The 16,357-nt window shown below is 70.7% G+C and carries 16 protein-coding genes; 10 read left to right on the forward strand and 6 right to left on the reverse strand.

Translation table 11 applies throughout. The features are described 5' to 3' along the window. Nucleotides 1-193: 193 nt before the first annotated feature. Together AB0M56_RS24890 and AB0M56_RS24895 are read left to right on the forward strand one after the other, a co-directional pair. The gene (locus tag AB0M56_RS24890) at nt 194-1,351 is read left to right on the forward strand and encodes a M50 family metallopeptidase (protein WP_364180033.1); all 1,158 of its coding nucleotides are present in this window, start codon (nt 194-196) and stop codon (nt 1,349-1,351) included. Nucleotides 1,352-1,432: 81 nt separating this feature from the next. After that, nucleotides 1,433-2,263, forward strand: coding sequence for a tRNA (adenine-N1)-methyltransferase (locus AB0M56_RS24895; protein WP_364180202.1), 831 nt, complete (start codon nt 1,433-1,435; stop codon nt 2,261-2,263). Nucleotides 2,264-2,266: 3 nt separating this feature from the next. Here the strand turns inward: AB0M56_RS24895 and AB0M56_RS24900 are convergent, their stop codons facing one another. Both AB0M56_RS24900 and AB0M56_RS24905 read right to left on the reverse strand, forming a co-directional pair. Next, nucleotides 2,267-2,719, reverse strand: coding sequence for a hypothetical protein (locus tag AB0M56_RS24900; RefSeq protein WP_364180035.1), 453 nt, complete (start codon nt 2,717-2,719; stop codon nt 2,267-2,269). Nucleotides 2,720-2,729: 10 nt separating this feature from the next. Beyond that, nucleotides 2,730-3,755: a hypothetical protein gene (locus tag AB0M56_RS24905; protein WP_364180037.1), complete on the reverse strand. Its 1,026-nt coding sequence runs from the start codon at nt 3,753-3,755 to the stop codon at nt 2,730-2,732. 349 nt (nt 3,756-4,104) lie between these two features. Here AB0M56_RS24905 and arc point away from each other — a divergent pair, with 349 nt between their 5' ends. After that, entirely contained in the window at nt 4,105-5,907 is a 1,803-nt protein-coding gene (arc, locus tag AB0M56_RS24910) for a proteasome ATPase (RefSeq protein WP_364180039.1), read from the forward strand. 21 nt (nt 5,908-5,928) lie between these two features. On the opposite strand, the gene AB0M56_RS24915 is transcribed toward arc, so the two are convergent. Beyond that, nucleotides 5,929-6,873 (reverse strand): DMT family transporter, encoded by a 945-nt coding sequence (locus AB0M56_RS24915; RefSeq protein ID WP_364180041.1) that lies wholly within the window; start codon nt 6,871-6,873, stop codon nt 5,929-5,931. 116 nt (nt 6,874-6,989) lie between these two features. Between AB0M56_RS24915 and AB0M56_RS24920 the strand changes: the two genes are divergently transcribed. From AB0M56_RS24920 to AB0M56_RS24930, 3 genes are all read left to right on the forward strand, one after another. After that, entirely contained in the window at nt 6,990-7,331 is a 342-nt protein-coding gene (locus AB0M56_RS24920; protein ID WP_364180043.1) for a hypothetical protein, read from the forward strand. 90 nt (nt 7,332-7,421) lie between these two features. Continuing rightward, on the forward strand, nt 7,422-8,345 hold the full coding sequence (locus AB0M56_RS24925; RefSeq protein WP_364180045.1) for an aldo/keto reductase: 924 nt from the start codon (nt 7,422-7,424) through the stop codon (nt 8,343-8,345). Between the two features lie 76 nt (nt 8,346-8,421). Beyond that, a complete protein-coding gene (locus AB0M56_RS24930) occupies nt 8,422-9,048 on the forward strand; it encodes a hypothetical protein (RefSeq protein WP_364180047.1) in 627 nt (208 codons plus the stop codon). Here the strand turns inward: AB0M56_RS24930 and AB0M56_RS24935 are convergent. Then, nucleotides 9,039-9,551 carry an NUDIX domain-containing protein gene (locus tag AB0M56_RS24935; protein ID WP_364180049.1) on the reverse strand — a complete coding sequence of 171 codons (513 nt, stop codon included), beginning with the start codon at nt 9,549-9,551 and terminating at the stop codon, nt 9,039-9,041. The genes AB0M56_RS24930 and AB0M56_RS24935 overlap by 10 nt on opposite strands. A 41-nt stretch (nt 9,552-9,592) precedes the next feature. Here AB0M56_RS24935 and dop point away from each other — a divergent pair, with 41 nt between their 5' ends. The 4 genes from dop to prcA all read left to right on the forward strand — a co-directional run bounded on the left by dop (nt 9,593) and on the right by prcA (nt 13,312). Further along, nucleotides 9,593-11,095 carry a depupylase/deamidase Dop gene (gene dop / locus AB0M56_RS24940; protein WP_364180051.1) on the forward strand — a complete coding sequence of 501 codons (1,503 nt, stop codon included), beginning with the start codon at nt 9,593-9,595 and terminating at the stop codon, nt 11,093-11,095. 99 nt (nt 11,096-11,194) lie between these two features. Continuing rightward, complete coding sequence (locus AB0M56_RS24945; RefSeq protein WP_220240779.1) at nt 11,195-11,389, forward strand: ubiquitin-like protein Pup; 195 nt, start codon at nt 11,195-11,197, stop codon at nt 11,387-11,389. 208 nt (nt 11,390-11,597) lie between these two features. After that, nucleotides 11,598-12,464 carry a proteasome subunit beta gene (prcB, locus tag AB0M56_RS24950; RefSeq protein WP_364048730.1) on the forward strand — a complete coding sequence of 289 codons (867 nt, stop codon included), beginning with the start codon at nt 11,598-11,600 and terminating at the stop codon, nt 12,462-12,464. 68 nt (nt 12,465-12,532) lie between these two features. After that, nucleotides 12,533-13,312 carry a proteasome subunit alpha gene (prcA, locus tag AB0M56_RS24955; protein WP_364180053.1) on the forward strand — a complete coding sequence of 260 codons (780 nt, stop codon included), beginning with the start codon at nt 12,533-12,535 and terminating at the stop codon, nt 13,310-13,312. Nucleotides 13,313-13,388: 76 nt separating this feature from the next. Here prcA and AB0M56_RS24960 read toward each other — a convergent pair whose 3' ends face one another. Next, on the reverse strand, nt 13,389-14,564 hold the full coding sequence (locus AB0M56_RS24960; RefSeq protein ID WP_364180055.1) for an alpha/beta hydrolase-fold protein: 1,176 nt from the start codon (nt 14,562-14,564) through the stop codon (nt 13,389-13,391). Nucleotides 14,565-14,717: 153 nt separating this feature from the next. Beyond that, nucleotides 14,718-16,217, reverse strand: a complete 1,500-nt coding sequence (locus tag AB0M56_RS24965) for a phosphatase PAP2 family protein (protein WP_364180057.1) — start codon at nt 16,215-16,217, stop codon at nt 14,718-14,720. Between the last annotated feature and the right edge of the window lie 140 nt (nt 16,218-16,357).

Genomic DNA, 16,357 nt, shown 5'->3' on the forward strand with positions numbered 1-16,357 from the left:
GGATTGGGGGGGATCGGCCCCCCGCCGGACCCACCGCCCCCCCCAATCCGGAAGCCGGCTCAAAGGCGATCTCGCACGCCCCTGCGAAGCCGGGCAGAAAACACAGCGATCTCGCCCGGCCCGGCGGAGCCAGGGCCAAGGACACGGACACAGGTCACTCCCTTCCCACACCTTGACCCCTACTCTTGCCCGCATGGCCGCGACCCGACAGCACGGTGCCGGGCCGTCCCGGCGCGCCACGCCCGGCGACGGCGGGCTGCTGCTGTTCCGGGTGGCCGGGGTGCCGGTGCTGCTGGCGCCGTCGTGGTGGATCGGGTCGCTGATCATCGTGGTGCTGTACGCGCCGCTGGTGGGGCGGCTGCTGCCGGACGCGTCGACGCCCACGTCGTGGCTGCTGGCGGCCGCGTTCGCGGTGCTGCTGGGGCTGTCGGTGCTCGCGCACGAGCTAGGGCACTGCCTCGTGGCGCTGCGGTTGGGGATTCCTGTGCGGCGGCTGCGGCTGTTTCTGCTCGGCGGGCTGTCCGAGGTGGCGCGAACGCCGCGCCGGCCCGGGCAGGAAGGGCTGGTGGCCGCGGCCGGGCCGGCGGTCTCGCTGGTGCTGGGCGGGTTCTGTGCCCTGCTGATGCTCGCTGTGCCGCCTGACGGTGCGGTGTGGCTGCTGGTCGCGGAGTGCGCCGTGGCGAACTTCGCGGTGGGCGTGTTCAACCTGCTTCCCGGGCTGCCGCTCGACGGCGGCCGCCTCGTGCGGGCCGGCGTCTGGGCCGCGACGGGGCTGCGCGCCAAGGGCACACGCGCCGCCGTGGCCGGGGGCGCGGTGGTCGCAACGGGCCTGATCGTGTGGGCGCTGTGGGGCCTGGCCACCCAGAGCGAGGACCGCTGGCTGCGGCTCGGCGTCTGCGTGGTCACGGCGTGGTTCGTGATCCTCGGCGCCCGTGCGGAGCTCGCGGCCGAAGCCCGGCGCAGCTGGCCCGACGGCCTCGAGCTGACCGAGCTGGTCCGCCCCGTTCTGCAGCTGCCCGCGGAAAGCCCGGTGTCCGACGCGCTGGCCGCCTCGGCCGGCCGCGGGGTCGTCCTGGTGCGCGCCGACGGGGTCGCCGCGGGGCTGCTCGACGAGCAGGCCGCCGAACAGCTGGCCGGGACCCACCCGCACGCCCCGGCGGAGCTCGCGGCCGAGCCGATCCGTGCCGAGACGGTACTGCTGGCCTCCGAACCGGGGGAGGAGATCGCCGAACGCGTGCGCGAAACCCCCGCGTGGCAGTTCCTCGTGGTCGACGACGAGGGCCGCCCCGCCGGCGTGCTGCGCCGCGAAGACCTCCGGGCTGCGTTCGTGCGCGGCCGCCACGCTCACTGAGAGTGCACCCGACCGGCGGCCCGCGCGGACGACCTGCGAGGATCTGACGCCAGCGTTTCGCGTGTGAGGTGGAGGAAGAAGTTGTCGGTCAGCGGACCGTTTCGCGCAGGAGACCGGGTTCAGTTGACGGACTCGAAGGGCCGGCACTACACCCTCACGCTCGCCGAGGGCGGGGAGTACCACACCCACCGCGGTGCGCTCGCGCACAACGAGCTGATCGGGCTCCCCGAGGGCTCCGTGGTGACCTCGGCCGGCGGCAGCAACTACCTCGCGCTGCGGCCCCTGCTGCCGGACTACGTGCTCTCCATGCCGCGCGGCGCCCAGGTTATCTACCCCAAGGACGCGTCGCAGATCGTGATGTGGGGCGACATCTTCCCGGGCGCGCGCGTCCTCGAAGCCGGTGCCGGCTCGGGCGCGCTGACGCTCTCGCTGCTGCGCGCCGTCGGCCCGGCCGGGCACGTGTCCTCCTACGAGATCCGCGACGACCACGCGGAGCACGCCGAGCGCAACGTCGTGAAGTTCTTCGGCGAGAAGCCGGACAACTGGACGCTCACCGTCGCCGACCTGGCCACGCACACCGGCGAGGTCGACCGGGTCGTGCTCGACATGCTCGCGCCGTGGGACCAGCTGCCGAACGTCGCCGCGCACCTCGTGCCGGGCGGCGTCCTCACGGTGTATGTGGCGACCGTCACACAGCTTTCCCGTGTGACGGAGTCGTTGCGGGAACAGCAGTGCTGGACCGAACCGGAGTCGTGGGAGACGCTGATGCGCCCGTGGCACGTCGTCGGCCTCGCGGTGCGGCCGGACCACCGGATGGTGGCGCACACGGCGTTCCTGCTCACCGCGCGCCGGCTGGCAGACGGCACGGTGTCCCCGCGCGTGTCGCGCCGGCCCGCGAAGGGCAAGGGCTGAGGCCTAGCCCGGCACACACCACCGGCCGCGTTCCCGGTGCATCGGGAACGGCGTGTCCTTGCGCCCGCCCGGGCCTTCCACGTGCACGGTGACGCCGGCCGAGTCCCCGGCCACGTTCGGCGGCCTCGCCAGGGTCACGGTGAGCGGTCCCGCCGCGTCCCACTTCGACTGCAGTTCGGCCAGTGCCTGGGAAGTCTGCGGTTCGCACGTGAGCCGGCCGAACTCCGTGGCGTCGCCGCGCTTGATGGCGTCGACGATGGCGTTGGCGAGCACGTTCGTCGCGGCGACGTCCGCGTCGCTCGCGGGCGAGGAAAACGAGGGGACGCTCGCCGGCTGGGAAGTCGCGGCAGGCGGTGGCGGTGAGGGCCCGGCCGGTGCGACCAGCACCAGGCCGAGCACCGCGCCGGCCACGAGAGCGCCGAGCACGACGAGCCCGGCGGTGAGTCTGCCACTCACCGCCGGGGTCTCACTGCTTGTCCGCCTGGGCGTCGACCAGGCACCAGACGCCGGCCTCGCGCTTCGAGGTCATCGTCCCGTTCGCCGTTCTCGCGCCCTGCGTGGCCTTGTACCGCACGGACGCAGTGTCGCCGTTCTCCTGTGCGGCGCCCGTGAGCTGGATCTGGGTGGTCGGGATGTCCACGGCGCCACCGTTGTAGAGGCTGCGGCAGGCCAGTCCGGCGAGGGCGGCACCGTCGCCGCTTGTGAAGTCGTCCGCGGCGGCCTGGAACAGCTCCTGCGCGCTTTGCTTCCCGCCGGGTGCGGGCGAGTTGCTGCCGGAGGCCGAACGCGTCGACGGGGTCGAACCGGTGCTCGTGCTGGGCCGGGTCGGCACGCCGGTGTTCGGCAGGCCCCCGCCCGGGCTGCTCACGGCCGGGGGCGCCGGCGGGGCTGCGGTGTCGGTTTTGTCCTTGTCGTCACCCGAAAGCCCGATGACGAGACCGATCGCGGCACCCACCACGACCACGACGCCGACGGCGATCCCGACGATCAGGCCGGTCTTCTTTTTCTTCGGAGGCTGCTCGTTGTAGCCGCCGAAGGACTGATAACCACCCGGTTGGCCGTACTGATCGCCGAAACCGCCCTGCTGCTGGCCCTCCGGCTGCCCGAACTGCTGCGTTCCGCCCTGCTGGTACGGATCTTGCTGCCCGTACTGCTGGGGCCCGCCGTGGGGCTGGTAGGGATCTTGCTGGCCGTACTGCGGTGGCTGGGAGTACGGATCTTGCTGCCCGAAGGGCGGGGGCTGCTGAGCCGGGTAGCCCGGCTGCTGCTGCGGACCGGACTGCGGGTACCCGCCCTGTGGGGGCCAGGTGCCCGGCTGCGGCTGCCCGCCGTAGGGCTGCCCGCCGGGGTAGCCGGGCTGCTGCTGAGGGCCGGACGGGGGCTGACCTGGGCCCTGCTGGGACTGTCCGTAGGGATTCGGCTGCTGCCCGTAACCTCCGTAGCCACCGCCCTGCTGGCCGTGACCACCGGGCTGCTGCGGCGGGTAGGTCATGTGTGGTGCCCCCTAGTGTTCCTTCGCGTGCCGACCTGGCCACCGGGTGAGGTGAACCCCGGGCGATGCTAGCCAGGCCACCCGGGATCCGTGCGCTCAGGCCGGAATCCGGCGAAACCAGGGTTGGCGGCGGCGGCCGAGGGTACCTGCACCGTGCTCGCTTTCGCCTGGTGAACACGGCGTGACGGCCTCCGGTGTCCGGGCACCGAATCGGCCGCTTGCGCATCCGTGACGACCGTGCTGAGCGGGTGCGGAAATCGCGACGCGCCGATCTTGTGATGCGGAAAGGCCTTTTATTGTCGGTGATCGCCGGTACCGTGGAATGAAAAGCACTCCGAGGAGGTGCCCGATGCATCATGACCTTCCCGGAGGTCGGCGCGAGGAGGCCGACCCTTCAGCAACAGGCGGAGCTGGGCAGACGGCGGAACAACAAGCCCGGCAGATCCGTTTTCTCGAGGAGGAAGTGGCGCTCTTGCGTCGCAAACTCACCGATTCGCCGCGGCAGAACCGAGTTCTCGAACAGCGCCTCGCCGAGGCGTCCGAACGGGTGAGCCAGCTCACCGAGCGCAACACGAAACTGGTCGAGACCCTGCGCGAGGCGCGTGGTCAGCTGCTCGCCCTCCGCGAAGAGGTCGACAGGCTGGCTCAGCCGCCGAGCGGCTACGGGGTCTTCGTCACCTCGTACGAGGACAACACGGTGGACGTCTTCACCGCGGGCCGCAAGATGCGGGTCTCGGTGTCGCCGGCCGTGGAGATCTCGTCGCTGCGCCGTGGTCAGGCGCTGCGTCTCAACGAGGCACTCACCGTCGTCGAAGGCGGCGATTTCGAGCGCACCGGCGAGGTGTGCGCACTGCGTGAGGTGCTCGCACCCGAGGACGAGGGCGGCGTGCCCCGTGCCCTCGTGGTGGGGCACGCGGACGAGGAGCGGGTCGTCCTGCTCTCCGAACCGCTGGCCGAGCAGCCGCTCAAGCCGGGCGACTCGCTGCTCGTGGACACGAAGGTCGGGTACGCGTACGAACGCGTGCCGAAGGCCGAGGTCGAGGACCTGGTGCTGGAGGAGGTGCCCGACGTCCGCTACGAGGACATCGGTGGCCTGAGCAGGCAGATCGAGCAGATCCGCGACGCGGTGGAGCTGCCGTTCCTGCACGCCGATCTCTACCAGGAATACCAGCTGCGGCCGCCGAAGGGTGTGCTGCTCTACGGGCCTCCGGGCTGCGGGAAGACGCTCATCGCCAAGGCGGTGGCCAACTCCCTGGCCAAGAAGGTCGCGCAGGCACGGGGCGACAAGGCGGACGGGAAGTCCTACTTCCTGAACATCAAAGGTCCCGAGCTGCTCAACAAGTTCGTCGGCGAGACCGAGCGGTCCATCCGCCTGATCTTCCAGCGGGCACGGGAGAAGGCCTCCGAGGGCACTCCTGTCATCGTGTTCTTCGACGAGATGGACTCCATCTTCCGCACCCGTGGTTCGGGCGTGTCCTCCGACGTGGAGACCACGATCGTGCCGCAGCTGCTGTCGGAGATCGACGGTGTGGAAGGGCTGGAGAACGTCATCGTCATCGGCGCCTCCAACCGTGAGGACATGATCGACCCGGCGATCCTGCGGCCGGGCCGGCTCGATGTGAAGATCAAGATCGAGCGTCCGGACGCCGAAGGCGCGAAGGACATCTTCTCCAAGTACCTGGCCGAAGGCCTGCCGATCCACGCCGACGACCTGGCGGAGTTCGGCGGGGACCAGAAGGCCACGTTCGACGCGATGATCCAGCACACGGTCGAGCGCATGTACGAGGAGAGCGACGAAAACCGGTTCCTCGAGGTGACCTACGCCAACGGGGACAAGGAAGTCCTGTACTTCCGCGACTTCAACTCGGGCGCGATGATCCAGAACATCGTGGACCGGGCGAAGAAATCGGCCATCAAGTCCGTGCTGGAGACGCAGCAGCCCGGCTTGCGTGTGCAGCACCTGCTGGACGCGATCGTCGACGAGTTCGCGGAGAACGAGGACCTGCCGAACACCACGAACCCGGACGACTGGGCCCGGATCTCGGGCAAGAAGGGCGAGCGGATCGTCTACATCCGCACGCTCGTCACCGGCAAGAACCAGGACTCGGGGCGGGCGATCGACACCGCCACGAACACGGGTCAGTACCTGTAGAAGTCGTTTCGAGACGTGGGGCTACCGGTTCGCCGGTGGCCCCACGCTTTCGTTCGCGCCTTGCACCTGCACCACACGGCGGCGCGGCGTGAGCTTGCCGTGCGATGCCAGGATTCCGAGGACCACCAGGACGGCGCCGGCGGGTTCGTTCCAGTGCACGGGCTCGTGCAGCACGAGGACGCCGAGCACCACCCCGACCACCGGTGTGAGGTAAGTCACCGACGAGGCGTGCGCCGCGCCCCAGGCCGCTACTACGCGTGTGTTCCACACGTACGCGATGCCCGTCCCGAGTACACCGAGGGCGAGCATGCTCACCACCACGGCCACGCTCAGGTGCATCGGCTGCGCCGCGATGAGCGGCGACAGCAGGGCCAGCAGCACGGTCGCCGACCCGACCTGTCCGAACGCGACCACCACCGGATCCGCGCCCCGCGGCGACACGAACCGGCGCAGGTACACAAAAGCCGCGCCGTAGCACGTCGTGGCGCCCAGACACGCCAGCTGGGCCGTGAGCTCGTGCGACAGGTCCACGCCCTGCCACACGCCGACGAGCGTCAGCACACCCGCGAACCCCAGCAGCAGCCCCGAGACGCGCGCGGCGGTGAGGCGCTCGGCCGGCAGGGCCGCCGCGGCGAACAGCATCGTCAGCAACGGCGTGGTCGCGTTGAAGATGCTGGCCAGCCCGGACGAGATGTACTGCTCGGCCCACGAGAACAGCAGGAACGGCGCGACGCACAACAGCACCGACACCACGGCGAGGTGACCCCACAGCGCGCGGTCGCGGGGGAGGGGCCGGCGGCGCACCACGAGGACCACCGCCAGGGCGAGCGCGCCGAACCCGACCCGCGCGAACGCCACCTGGGCAGGGGAGAGGCCCTCCAGCCCGACCTTGATGAAGAGAAAACTCGCGCCCCACACCACCGCCAGCGCGACAAACCGCGCACTGACGCCGAACCGCCCGCTCATGACCCTCCTGATCGCCGCCTGCTCGTGGTCAGTCAAGGGGTTCGCCACGCCGGGAGGCCAGCGCTTTTCGGCCATCTCGCTCAAGTCTGGTGTATAACGCCCTATACTTCCTGGCTGTGAGCACCGACGACACTCCGCGCCCGCGCGCCCCGATCACCGAAGCCGACGTCCTCACCTGGCTGGAGACGACCGCGGCCGCCGTCCAAGCGGGGGAGCTGAACGCCAACGACCTCATCGACCTGCTGGGGGAGCTGCGCCGCGCGTCCGCCGCCTGCGCCGACGCGTCAGACTGGGCTCTGCTCGCCGCCCGCGAGGAAGGCGCCAGCCTCCGCCAGATCGCCCCGGTCTTCGGCAAAGGCTACGTCCGAGCGCCCGCCGCCCGGCTGGAAAAACTCCACCGCCAAGCCCAGAACTCCGGACAATGGCTCGCCATCCTCCGGCACAAACAATCCGTATAACGACCTATACATCTGGCTGTTGGAGAAAAAATCCGTACCCGGCAATGCATTCGCGTCACCACACAAAACCCGCACAGACAAGGACACCGAATGGAGCGCATCGCGGTCGGGCTCGCCGCTCTCGGCCGGCCCGCGTACATCAACCTGGGCCGGGAGCTGCCGGGGACGCGGGACGTGCCGGCGATGCGTGCCGCGACCCACGAGGTGCTCGACGCGGCCTACGCGGCGGGCGTGCGCTGGGTCGACGTCGCGCGTTCCTACGGGCTGGCCGAGGACTTCCTCGCGAGCTGGCTCGCGGAGACCGGCCACACCGACGTGACGGTGTCGAGCAAGTGGGGCTACCGCTACGTCGGCGAGTGGCGGCTCGACGCGCCGGTGCACGAGGTCAAGGAGCACTCGGCGGCGCGGTTCGCCGAGCAGTGGGCCGAGACGCGGGCCCTGCTGGCCGACCAAGTGAGCCTGTACCAGGTGCATTCGCTCACTGTGGACAGTTCCTTGTTCTCCGACGCTGCGCTGATCGAAGCGCTGGCGGGATTGTCCGATCAGGGCGTCGAGGTCGGGTTCTCCACGTCCGGGCCGGCGCAGGCGGACGCTGTGCTGCGCGCGTTCGAGCTGGAAGCGGCGGGGCGGCCGGTGTTCTCGTCGGTGCAGTCCACTTGGAACGTCCTGGAGCCGTCGGTCGGCGGGGCGCTCGCCCAGGCGCGGGCGGCGGGGAAACGGGTGCTGGTCAAGGAGACGCTGGCCAACGGGCGGTTGGCCGTGGAGGCGCCCGCGCCGCTCGCGCGCATCGCCGCCGCGCACGGGGTGGGTCCGGACGCGGTCGCGGTGGCGGCGGTACTGGCGAACGACTGGGTTTCGGCGGCGCTGGTGGGTCCGTCGAGCACTGCGCAGCTGGCCGCGAACCTGGCGGCCACCCGGGTTTCGCTGACTGCGGACGAGGTGGCCGAGTTGGCGGCTCTGGCGGAGTCGCCGGAGGAGTACTGGCGGCACCGGTCCCACCTCGGGTGGGACTGAGGGGCTGCACTACCCTCGCTGCAGCGCGGGCCTGGCGGGTGGGCCGCGGTTCTCGGATCTTCCGGAGGGGCGGCAGGTGCGTCATCGGCAGGTGCTCGCGGTGGCGGCGGTCGCGCTCGTAGGGCTCACGTCCGCGTGCGGCAACCGGCCCAACGATCTCGAGACGTACTACGACGATCCGACGCCGGTGAACGACGCGACGTCGTCCGCGCCGGTGATTCCGCCGCCTGCCGCGCCGCCGAGTTCTCCCACGTCCGCCGCGCCCGATCCTCGGATTCTGGCCGCTGGGGCGGCTTCGACCGCGTTGCTGTCCGATGAGGACGTTGCGGAGGAGGGCGTGGCGCCCGGGCCGGGGAAGGCGTCGGGGTGCTTGTCGGGGTTGGCTCAGGGGGAGCGGCGGTCGGCGAGCTGGGTGTACCCGAGTGGTTCGGGGATCACGCACGAGGTCACGGCGTACGCGGGTGGGTCGGGTGCGGATGTGGTGGCCGCTGCGGATTGTGCCGGTCAGGTGCTGACGATCGCGCCGCAGCCGGGTGTTTCGCAGCAGCGGGCGTGGTGCGACGGGGCGACCTGCACGGTGCTGGTGGCGAAGGGTGAGCTGGTGTCGGCGTTGAGCGTCGCGGCGAGCACGCCGGCACGGGCGGCGGACGCGGCGAAGCGGTTGCTGCCGAAGGTCGTGGCGAAGCTGGTTGCTCAGCAGTAGCGGCGGAACCACTCCTGGACGCCTTCGCGGCCGTCGGGGATGAAGGGGCTTTCGGGGTCGTCGACCCAGGCGCGCAGTTCGGTCAGGGGGAGCCAGCGGCCTTCGACGATTTCTTCGGCCTGGTGGTGGATGGGGCCGTCCCAGCGGACTTCGTAGGCGAAGTTGTGGCAGTGGACGGTGCCGTTGTCGTAGATCTTGGTGAACAGGGGTTCCGGTTCCACTCCGTGGACGCCGAGTTCTTCGGCGAGCTCGCGGCGGGCGCAGTCGGCGGGGGTTTCGCCTGCGGCGACGACTCCGCCGGCCCAGCAGTCCCAGGTGGACGGGAAGATGTCCTTGTCCGCGGTGCGGAGGTGGACGTACACGGATTCGCCGTCGCCCGAACGGACGAGCACCACGCCGGCGGCGTGCCACAGTCCTTCGGCGCGGACGCGGGAGCGGGGGGCCTGGCCCACGACGTGGCCGGTGCGGTCATAGAGGGCAACGAGTTCGTCACTGCCTGGCATGGGGGCATCGTCGCACGGCCTTACCCCGTAGGGTGGTGGGTATGCGTCGGATCATGGGAACCGAAGTCGAGTACGGCATCGCCGTGCCCGGGGACGCCACGGCGAACCCGGTGCTCACCTCGACTCAGGTGGTGCTCGCCTACGCGGCGGCTGCTGACATTCCGCGGGCTCGCCGGGCCCGGTGGGACTACGAGGTGGAGTCGCCGTTGCGCGACGCGCGCGGGTTCGACTTGACGGGTCCGGGTGGGCCGGGGCACGACCCGGACGTGGAGGATCTGGGCGCCGCGAACGTCATTTTGACGAACGGTGCGCGCCTGTATGTGGACCACGCGCACCCGGAGTATTCGGCGCCTGAGGTCACGAACGCGCGGGACGCGGTGATCTGGGACAAGGCCGGCGAGCGGGTGATGGAGGAGGCGGCGCTGAAGGCGGCGTCCGTGCCGGGTCAGCCGCCGTTGCAGCTTTACAAGAACAACGTGGACGGCAAGGGTGCGAGCTACGGCACGCACGAGAACTATCTGTGTTCGCGGTCGACGCCGTTCACCGCGATCATCGCCGGGTTGACGCCGTTCTTCGTGTCGCGGCAGGTGGTGACGGGCTCGGGGCGGGTCGGGATCGGCCAGCAGAGCGAAGAGGCCGGTTTCCAGCTGTCGCAGCGGTCGGACTACATCGAGGTCGAGGTCGGCCTGGAGACGACGCTGAAGCGCGGGATCATCAACACGCGCGACGAGCCGCACGCGGACGCGGACAAGTACCGGCGGCTGCACGTCATCGTCGGTGACGCGAACCTGTCGGAGTATTCGACCTACCTGAAGGTGGGTACGACGGCGCTGATCCTGGATCTCATCGAGTCGGGGATCCGGTTCGACGAGTTGAAGCTGGACGAGCCGGTGCGGGCCGTGCACAAGATCAGTCACGACCCGACGTTGAAGACGAAGGTCGAGCTGGCGAACGGGAAGAAGTTCTCGGGGCTGGACATGCAGTTCGCCTACCACGAGATCGCGTCGGCGAACCTCGAGCGCACGGGTGCGGACGAGGCGTCGAAGGAGGTTCTGCGGGTCTGGGGCGAGGTGCTGGACGCGTTGGCTCGGGATCCGCAGGAGTGCGCGGACCGGCTGGACTGGCCGGCGAAGCTGCGGCTGCTGGAGGGGTATCGGGAGCGGGACCAGCTGGCGTGGGGTGCGCCGCGGTTGCGGCTGGTGGACTTGCAGTACTCGGACGTGCGGCTGGCGAAGGGCCTGTACAACCGGCTGGTCACGCGTGGGTCGATGAAGCGGCTGGTCACGGAGGAGGAGGTCCAGGCGGCGATCACGACTCCGCCGTCGGACACCCGGGCGTACTTCCGGGGGCGGGCTCTGGAGAAGTACGCGACGTCGATCGCGGCCGCGTCGTGGGATTCGGTCATCTTCGACGTGGGCAAGGAGTCGCTGGTGCGGATCCCGACGCTGGAGCCGCTGCGGGGCACGAAGGCGCACGTCGGGAAGCTGCTGGACGCGGCGGCGACGGCCGAGGAGCTGGTCGAGGCGATCACCGGTTCGGACTAGTCCGAACCGGCACGGGGCCGCGGATCGGGATCGCGGCGTTGCCCCGAATGTCGGGGCCGCTGGGTAGGCTAGGAATCATCGGCCACACCGGGAGGCGATATGGCGCAGGAGAAGATCGAGAAGCACGGCGGTGGAGACTCCGACGAGGAGTTCGAAGCCACCGGAGCGGCGGGCCAGGAGCGGCGCGAGAAGCTCGGCGAGGACGTCGACACGATCCTCGACGAGATCGACGACGTGCTGGAGGAGAACGCCGAGGACTTCGTTCGCGCCTACGTGCAGAAGGGCGGCGAGTAGTCGTTCGCGGCCGGTAGCCGCCCTCGGGTTTCCGGGGGCGGTTGTCGGTTGGCGTGCCGCTGCGCGACTTCGGCGGTGCGGGCGACATACTGCGCGGCGACGGATGGCGCGGCAGAGTTCGCCTCGCCACGGTTTCGGGTTGCGCAGCTTCGGCACGCGGCTTCAGCGTTGTTTCTTCAGCCGATACAGATGGGAACCAAGAGCACGTATGGACAACACCTTCCCTCGGGCGGGTTTTTCGGGACCCGGCCTGCCTGCTTCGTACTTCTCGCCGGCTTCGTCGTCGTTCGCGGACTTCGTGCGGGCGCAGGCGCCTGAGCTGTTGCCGGCGCGGCGGGTGCCGTCGTCCGGGGCGGGTGAGCTGGCGGTGCCGCACGGGACCACGATCGTGGCGCTGACGTTCGCCGGGGGTGTGCTGATCGCGGGTGACCGGCGGGCGACGTCGGGGAACCTGATCGCGAGCCGGGACATCGAGAAGGTGCACGTCACGGACGAGTACTCGGCGGTGGGGATCGCGGGTACCGCGGGCCTGGCCGTGGAGATGGTCCGGTTGTACGCGGTGGAGCTGGCGCACTACGAGAAGATCGAGGGTGTGTCGCTGTCGCTGGACGGCAAGACGAACAAGCTGGCCGGGATGGTGAAGGCCAACCTGGACATGGCGATGGCGGGCCTGGCCGTGGTGCCGCTGTTCGTGGGCTATGACTTGGAGGCCGAGGACGCGAAGCGCGCCGGCCGGATCATCTCGTACGACGCCGCCGGTGGGCGCTACGAGGAGAACGCCGGGTACGCGGGTGTCGGTTCGGGTTCGCTGTTCGCGAAGTCGGCGTTGAAGAAGCTGTACGACCCCGACGCGGATGTCGACGCCGCGGTGCGGGCGGCCGTGGAGGCGTTGTACGACGCCGCGGACGACGACACGGCGAGTGGTGGGCCGGACCTGGTGCGGCGCATCTTCCCGAGCGTTGTCACGATCACCGCCGAGACCGGTGCGGTGCAGCTGCCGTCGGAGCAGACGGCGGCGGTGGCGGAGGCCGTGGTGGCCGGCCGCGCCGAGCGCACGCACCACCGGCCGAGCTGATCACCGGTGACTTTCCCGAACGCTGAACCTTCGACCGCCGGTACACCGGAGAACGTGGAGCCGACACCGTGACGATGCCGTTGTATGCCTCTCCCGAGCAGCTGATGCGGGAGCGTTCCGAGCTGGCGCGCAAGGGCATCGCGCGCGGCCGGAGCGTGGTGGTGCTGAAGTATTCCGGCGGGGTGCTGTTCGTGGCGGAGAACCCGTCGGCGACCTTGCACAAGGTGTCGGAGATCTATGACCGGATCGGGTTCGCCGCGGTGGGCCGGTACTCGGAGTTCGAGAACCTGCGGGTGGCAGGGATCCGGCATGCGGACCTGAAGGGCTATCAGTACGACCGGCGTGACGTGAGCGCGCGGGCGCTGGCGAACGCGTATGCCGCGACGCTGGGCAGCATCTTCACCGAGCAGCTGAAGCCGTTCGAGGTGGAGGTGTGTGTCGCCGAGGTCGGGGCGAATCAGTCGGAGGATCAGCTGTACCGGCTGACTTACGACGGGTCGATCTTCGACGAGTCGCCGTTCGTGGTGATGGGTGGCCAGACCGAGCCGATCAGCACGAAGCTGAAGGACACCGTCGACCCGGAGCACGATCTGGCGACGGCGCTGGCGACGGCGATCGAGGGCCTGCGGGCGTCCGCGTCGTCGTCGAACGGCAACAACGGTGCGGCCGCTGCCGAACCGGACCAGATCAAGCTCGAGGTGGCCGTGCTGGATCGGGCGCGGCCGCGGCGGGCGTTCCGCCGGTTGACCGGGGCGGCGCTGGATGCGTTGCTGCCCGCGGCGCCGGCGAAGGACGACGCCGAGAAGCCGGCCGAGGGTGACTCGGACGGTGACTCCGCCAAGGAGTGACGGCCACGGAATGAAGTGGTCGTGCGAGTGGGCCGTCCGGGTTTCCGGGCGGCCCACTCGGCGTTTCAGGACTGGTTCAGGACGTCGGCGTGCTGCGGAAGTTCTGGTCGGCGAAGGCCAGGAGGTAGGGCAGGGTCGCGCGGGCGGTGTGCCAGGTATGGTTGAAGCCGTGTTCGGTGTGGACGACGGCGTCCTGGCCGCGGCGGTGCAGCGCGTCGGCGATGCAGTGGGCCGTGGCGACGTCGGTGGGGGCGCCGGTGCCGGCCGCGAGGAGCACGGAGATCGGTGCGGTGAACGTCATCGTCGGCAGGTAGTGGCGTGGCGTGTTCGCGGCGATGGCGGAGGGATGGCCGTCGAGGACGCCGATGGAGTCGTTGAGGTCGTCGTAGGGCAGGGCGATCACGAGGGTGGCGAATTCGTCGAGGTGGTGCAGGCCGGTGTTGAGGGCGGCGAACCCGCCGCCGGACATGCCGCCGAGTGCGCGGTGGCGGCGGTCGGCGAGGGTCCGGTAGCGGTGGTCGACGCCGGTGACGACGGTTTTGGCGAGGTAGGTCTCGAGCTGCGGGCCGCCGGGGACGTCGAGGCCTTCCCAGTCCTTGCTGGGCACGCCGGCGGTGAGGTCGACGCTGACCACGATCATCGGGGCGATCACGTGGTCGGCTTCGAGGTTGTGCAGCGCGTCGGGCGCGGCGCCGGAGGTGAGCCAATCGCGCGGGCCGCCGTAGGGGTAGCCGTGGATCAGGTAGACGACGGGGTAGCGGTGGCCGGCGTTGGCCGGGTCGTCGTAGCCGGGCGGCAGGATCACGTAGTTCTCGCCCGAGGGCACGGTGTCGGCGGGGTCGGGCAGGCTGAGCACGTCGACGCGTTGCCCGCTGCTCACCACCGCGGGGTGGCGCTGCGCGGTGGCGGCCGGCGCGTCGGGTTCGTCGGCGCCGTCGTCGAGCAGCATCCCCACGGCGTCGGCCGCGCCGGAGCCGCGTTCGAAGAGCCGGCCGAGGTCGCCAGGGGTGCGGACGTAGCCGACGTAGCTGTTCACGGCGGTCACGGCCGCGAGGAGGAAGAGCACCACCGCGCCGCTGGTTCCCCAGCGGCGGGCGCGCCGGTGGTGCCCGAGCACGATGGTCACGGCGAGTACGGCGACGGCCGCGCCCGCGGCGGTCAGCCAGATCGCCGGTGACTCGAGCGGGCCGAGGTCACGCGCCTGTGCCGTGATGTCGGGCGGCAGTACCGGGTCGACCGCGGCTTGCGGCATCACGATCGCACCGCCGGGCGCGTGGCATCGCATGAGGAAAAACGCACGAGGGGTTCCCTGCCGTGAACGGAAGCGGGCAGGGTCGCCCGCACCTGACGTGATCACGCTAGGGACGAGGTGCTGTGGATTCGCTGTGAGCGGGTAAAGCGCTGGTCAAGCCCGGTTGTCGGGGTTGCGGTAGATCGTCAGGGCGCTGGGGCGGGCGCGGAAGGTGAACTCGTTGCCGAGCGGCCCGACCTCACCGTCGGTGGCGACGCGGCGGTTGCCGCCGAGCAGCTTCACGCGCAGCTCCGGCACGTCCAGCTGCTGGTAGACGTGGCTGGCGTTGAGGCTGTTGGTCACCATCGCGAGCAGGAACCGGGCGCGGGAGTACGGCACGTCGGCGCGCAGGTAGCGCACGTCGAGCAAGCCGGTGTCCAGCGCCGGGCGCCGCGACGGCGCGAAGCCCTTGGGGGAGTAGGTGCCGTTGCCGACGAAGATCAGCCAGACGTCAGCGGGTTCGTCGTTGAGCAGGATCGGCAGCGGTTTCGCACCGCGCAGCACGCGGGCCAGCGCCAGCGCGGCCGCAGGCCATTTCGGGTGCTTCTGCTGCAGCTTCTCGCGCAGCCGGACCATCTCGGGGTATCCGCCGAGGCTCGCGGTGTTCACGAACCAGCGGTGCTCCGCTTCGCCCGCGCCGTGGACCTCGACCTCGCCCAGGTCGATGCCGACCGCGTTGCCGGCTTCGGTGGCCGCGTCGGCGTCGGGCATCGACCGCACGCCGACGTCACGGGCGAAGTGGTTGAGCGTGCCCGCGGGAATGAGCGCGAGCGGCAGGCCGCGTTCGGCGGCCACGGACGCGACCGCGGCGACCGTGCCGTCACCACCCGCCACGCCCAGCGCGCGCACGGAGCCGCCGCGGGCGTCGATCTCGGCCGCGAGCTGGTCGCGCAGGTCCTGGTGCGGGTCGGGGTAGAGCAGCGTGGCCTTGGGCCAGGCGTAGCGGACGTCCTCGGTCGGGTCCTGGCCGTCGACGCCGGAGTGCGGGTTGACCAGGGCCAGCATGTCCTCGCCGTCACGCATCTCCGGCGCTTCGGCCGTGTGCGCGGTGCGGGCGGGCACGTCGGGGTGCAGCGGCCACCAGTGCCTCGTCAGGGCGGCGACCCCGACGCCGATCACCAGGCCGGCGCCGACGTCACTGGGCCAGTGGACGCCGGTGTGCACCCGCGAGTACGCGACCGCGCCCGCCAGCGGTGCGACGACGAGCCCGGCCTTGGGCGACTCCATCGCGACGGCCGTGGCGAACGCGGCCGCCGATGCCGCGTGGCCGGACGGGAACGACGAGGACGTGGGCCGCTTGCGCAGCCGCCGGTGCTCGGGCACCTCGTCCTCGGCCGGGCGCCGGCGGGGGAACATCGGCTTGCCGAGCAGGTTCGCGGCCGCGCTTGCCCCGGCGATGGCGACAATCCCGCGCAGCGCTCCCCGGCGCGTCGCACCCTTGCGCGTGGCCAGTGCGGCGGCCACGACCCACCACAGGCGCGATTTGTTCGCGGATTTCGAAAGCCGGCCCAAAACATCGTCGGCGCGGGTCTTCGGCAGGGCCGCGCTACGGCGGATCAGGGCCCGATCGGAGCGCCCCACCTTCCGGAACGGGCGGCTGAGCTGGTACAACACCGTCGCTGGCCTCTTCTCCGTCCGGCCTGGGCCACGCTGCTCCGTCGCCGGATTCGCGCGATTTCTCACCCCACGCAACGTACCGACCGGGTGTCGCCGCCCGATCGGCGCACCGCTCAAGGGGGTGCAGCGCCTACTCT

The organism is Amycolatopsis sp. NPDC051372 (genome assembly GCF_040682095.1).
GTDB lineage: Bacteria > Actinomycetota > Actinomycetes > Mycobacteriales > Pseudonocardiaceae > Amycolatopsis.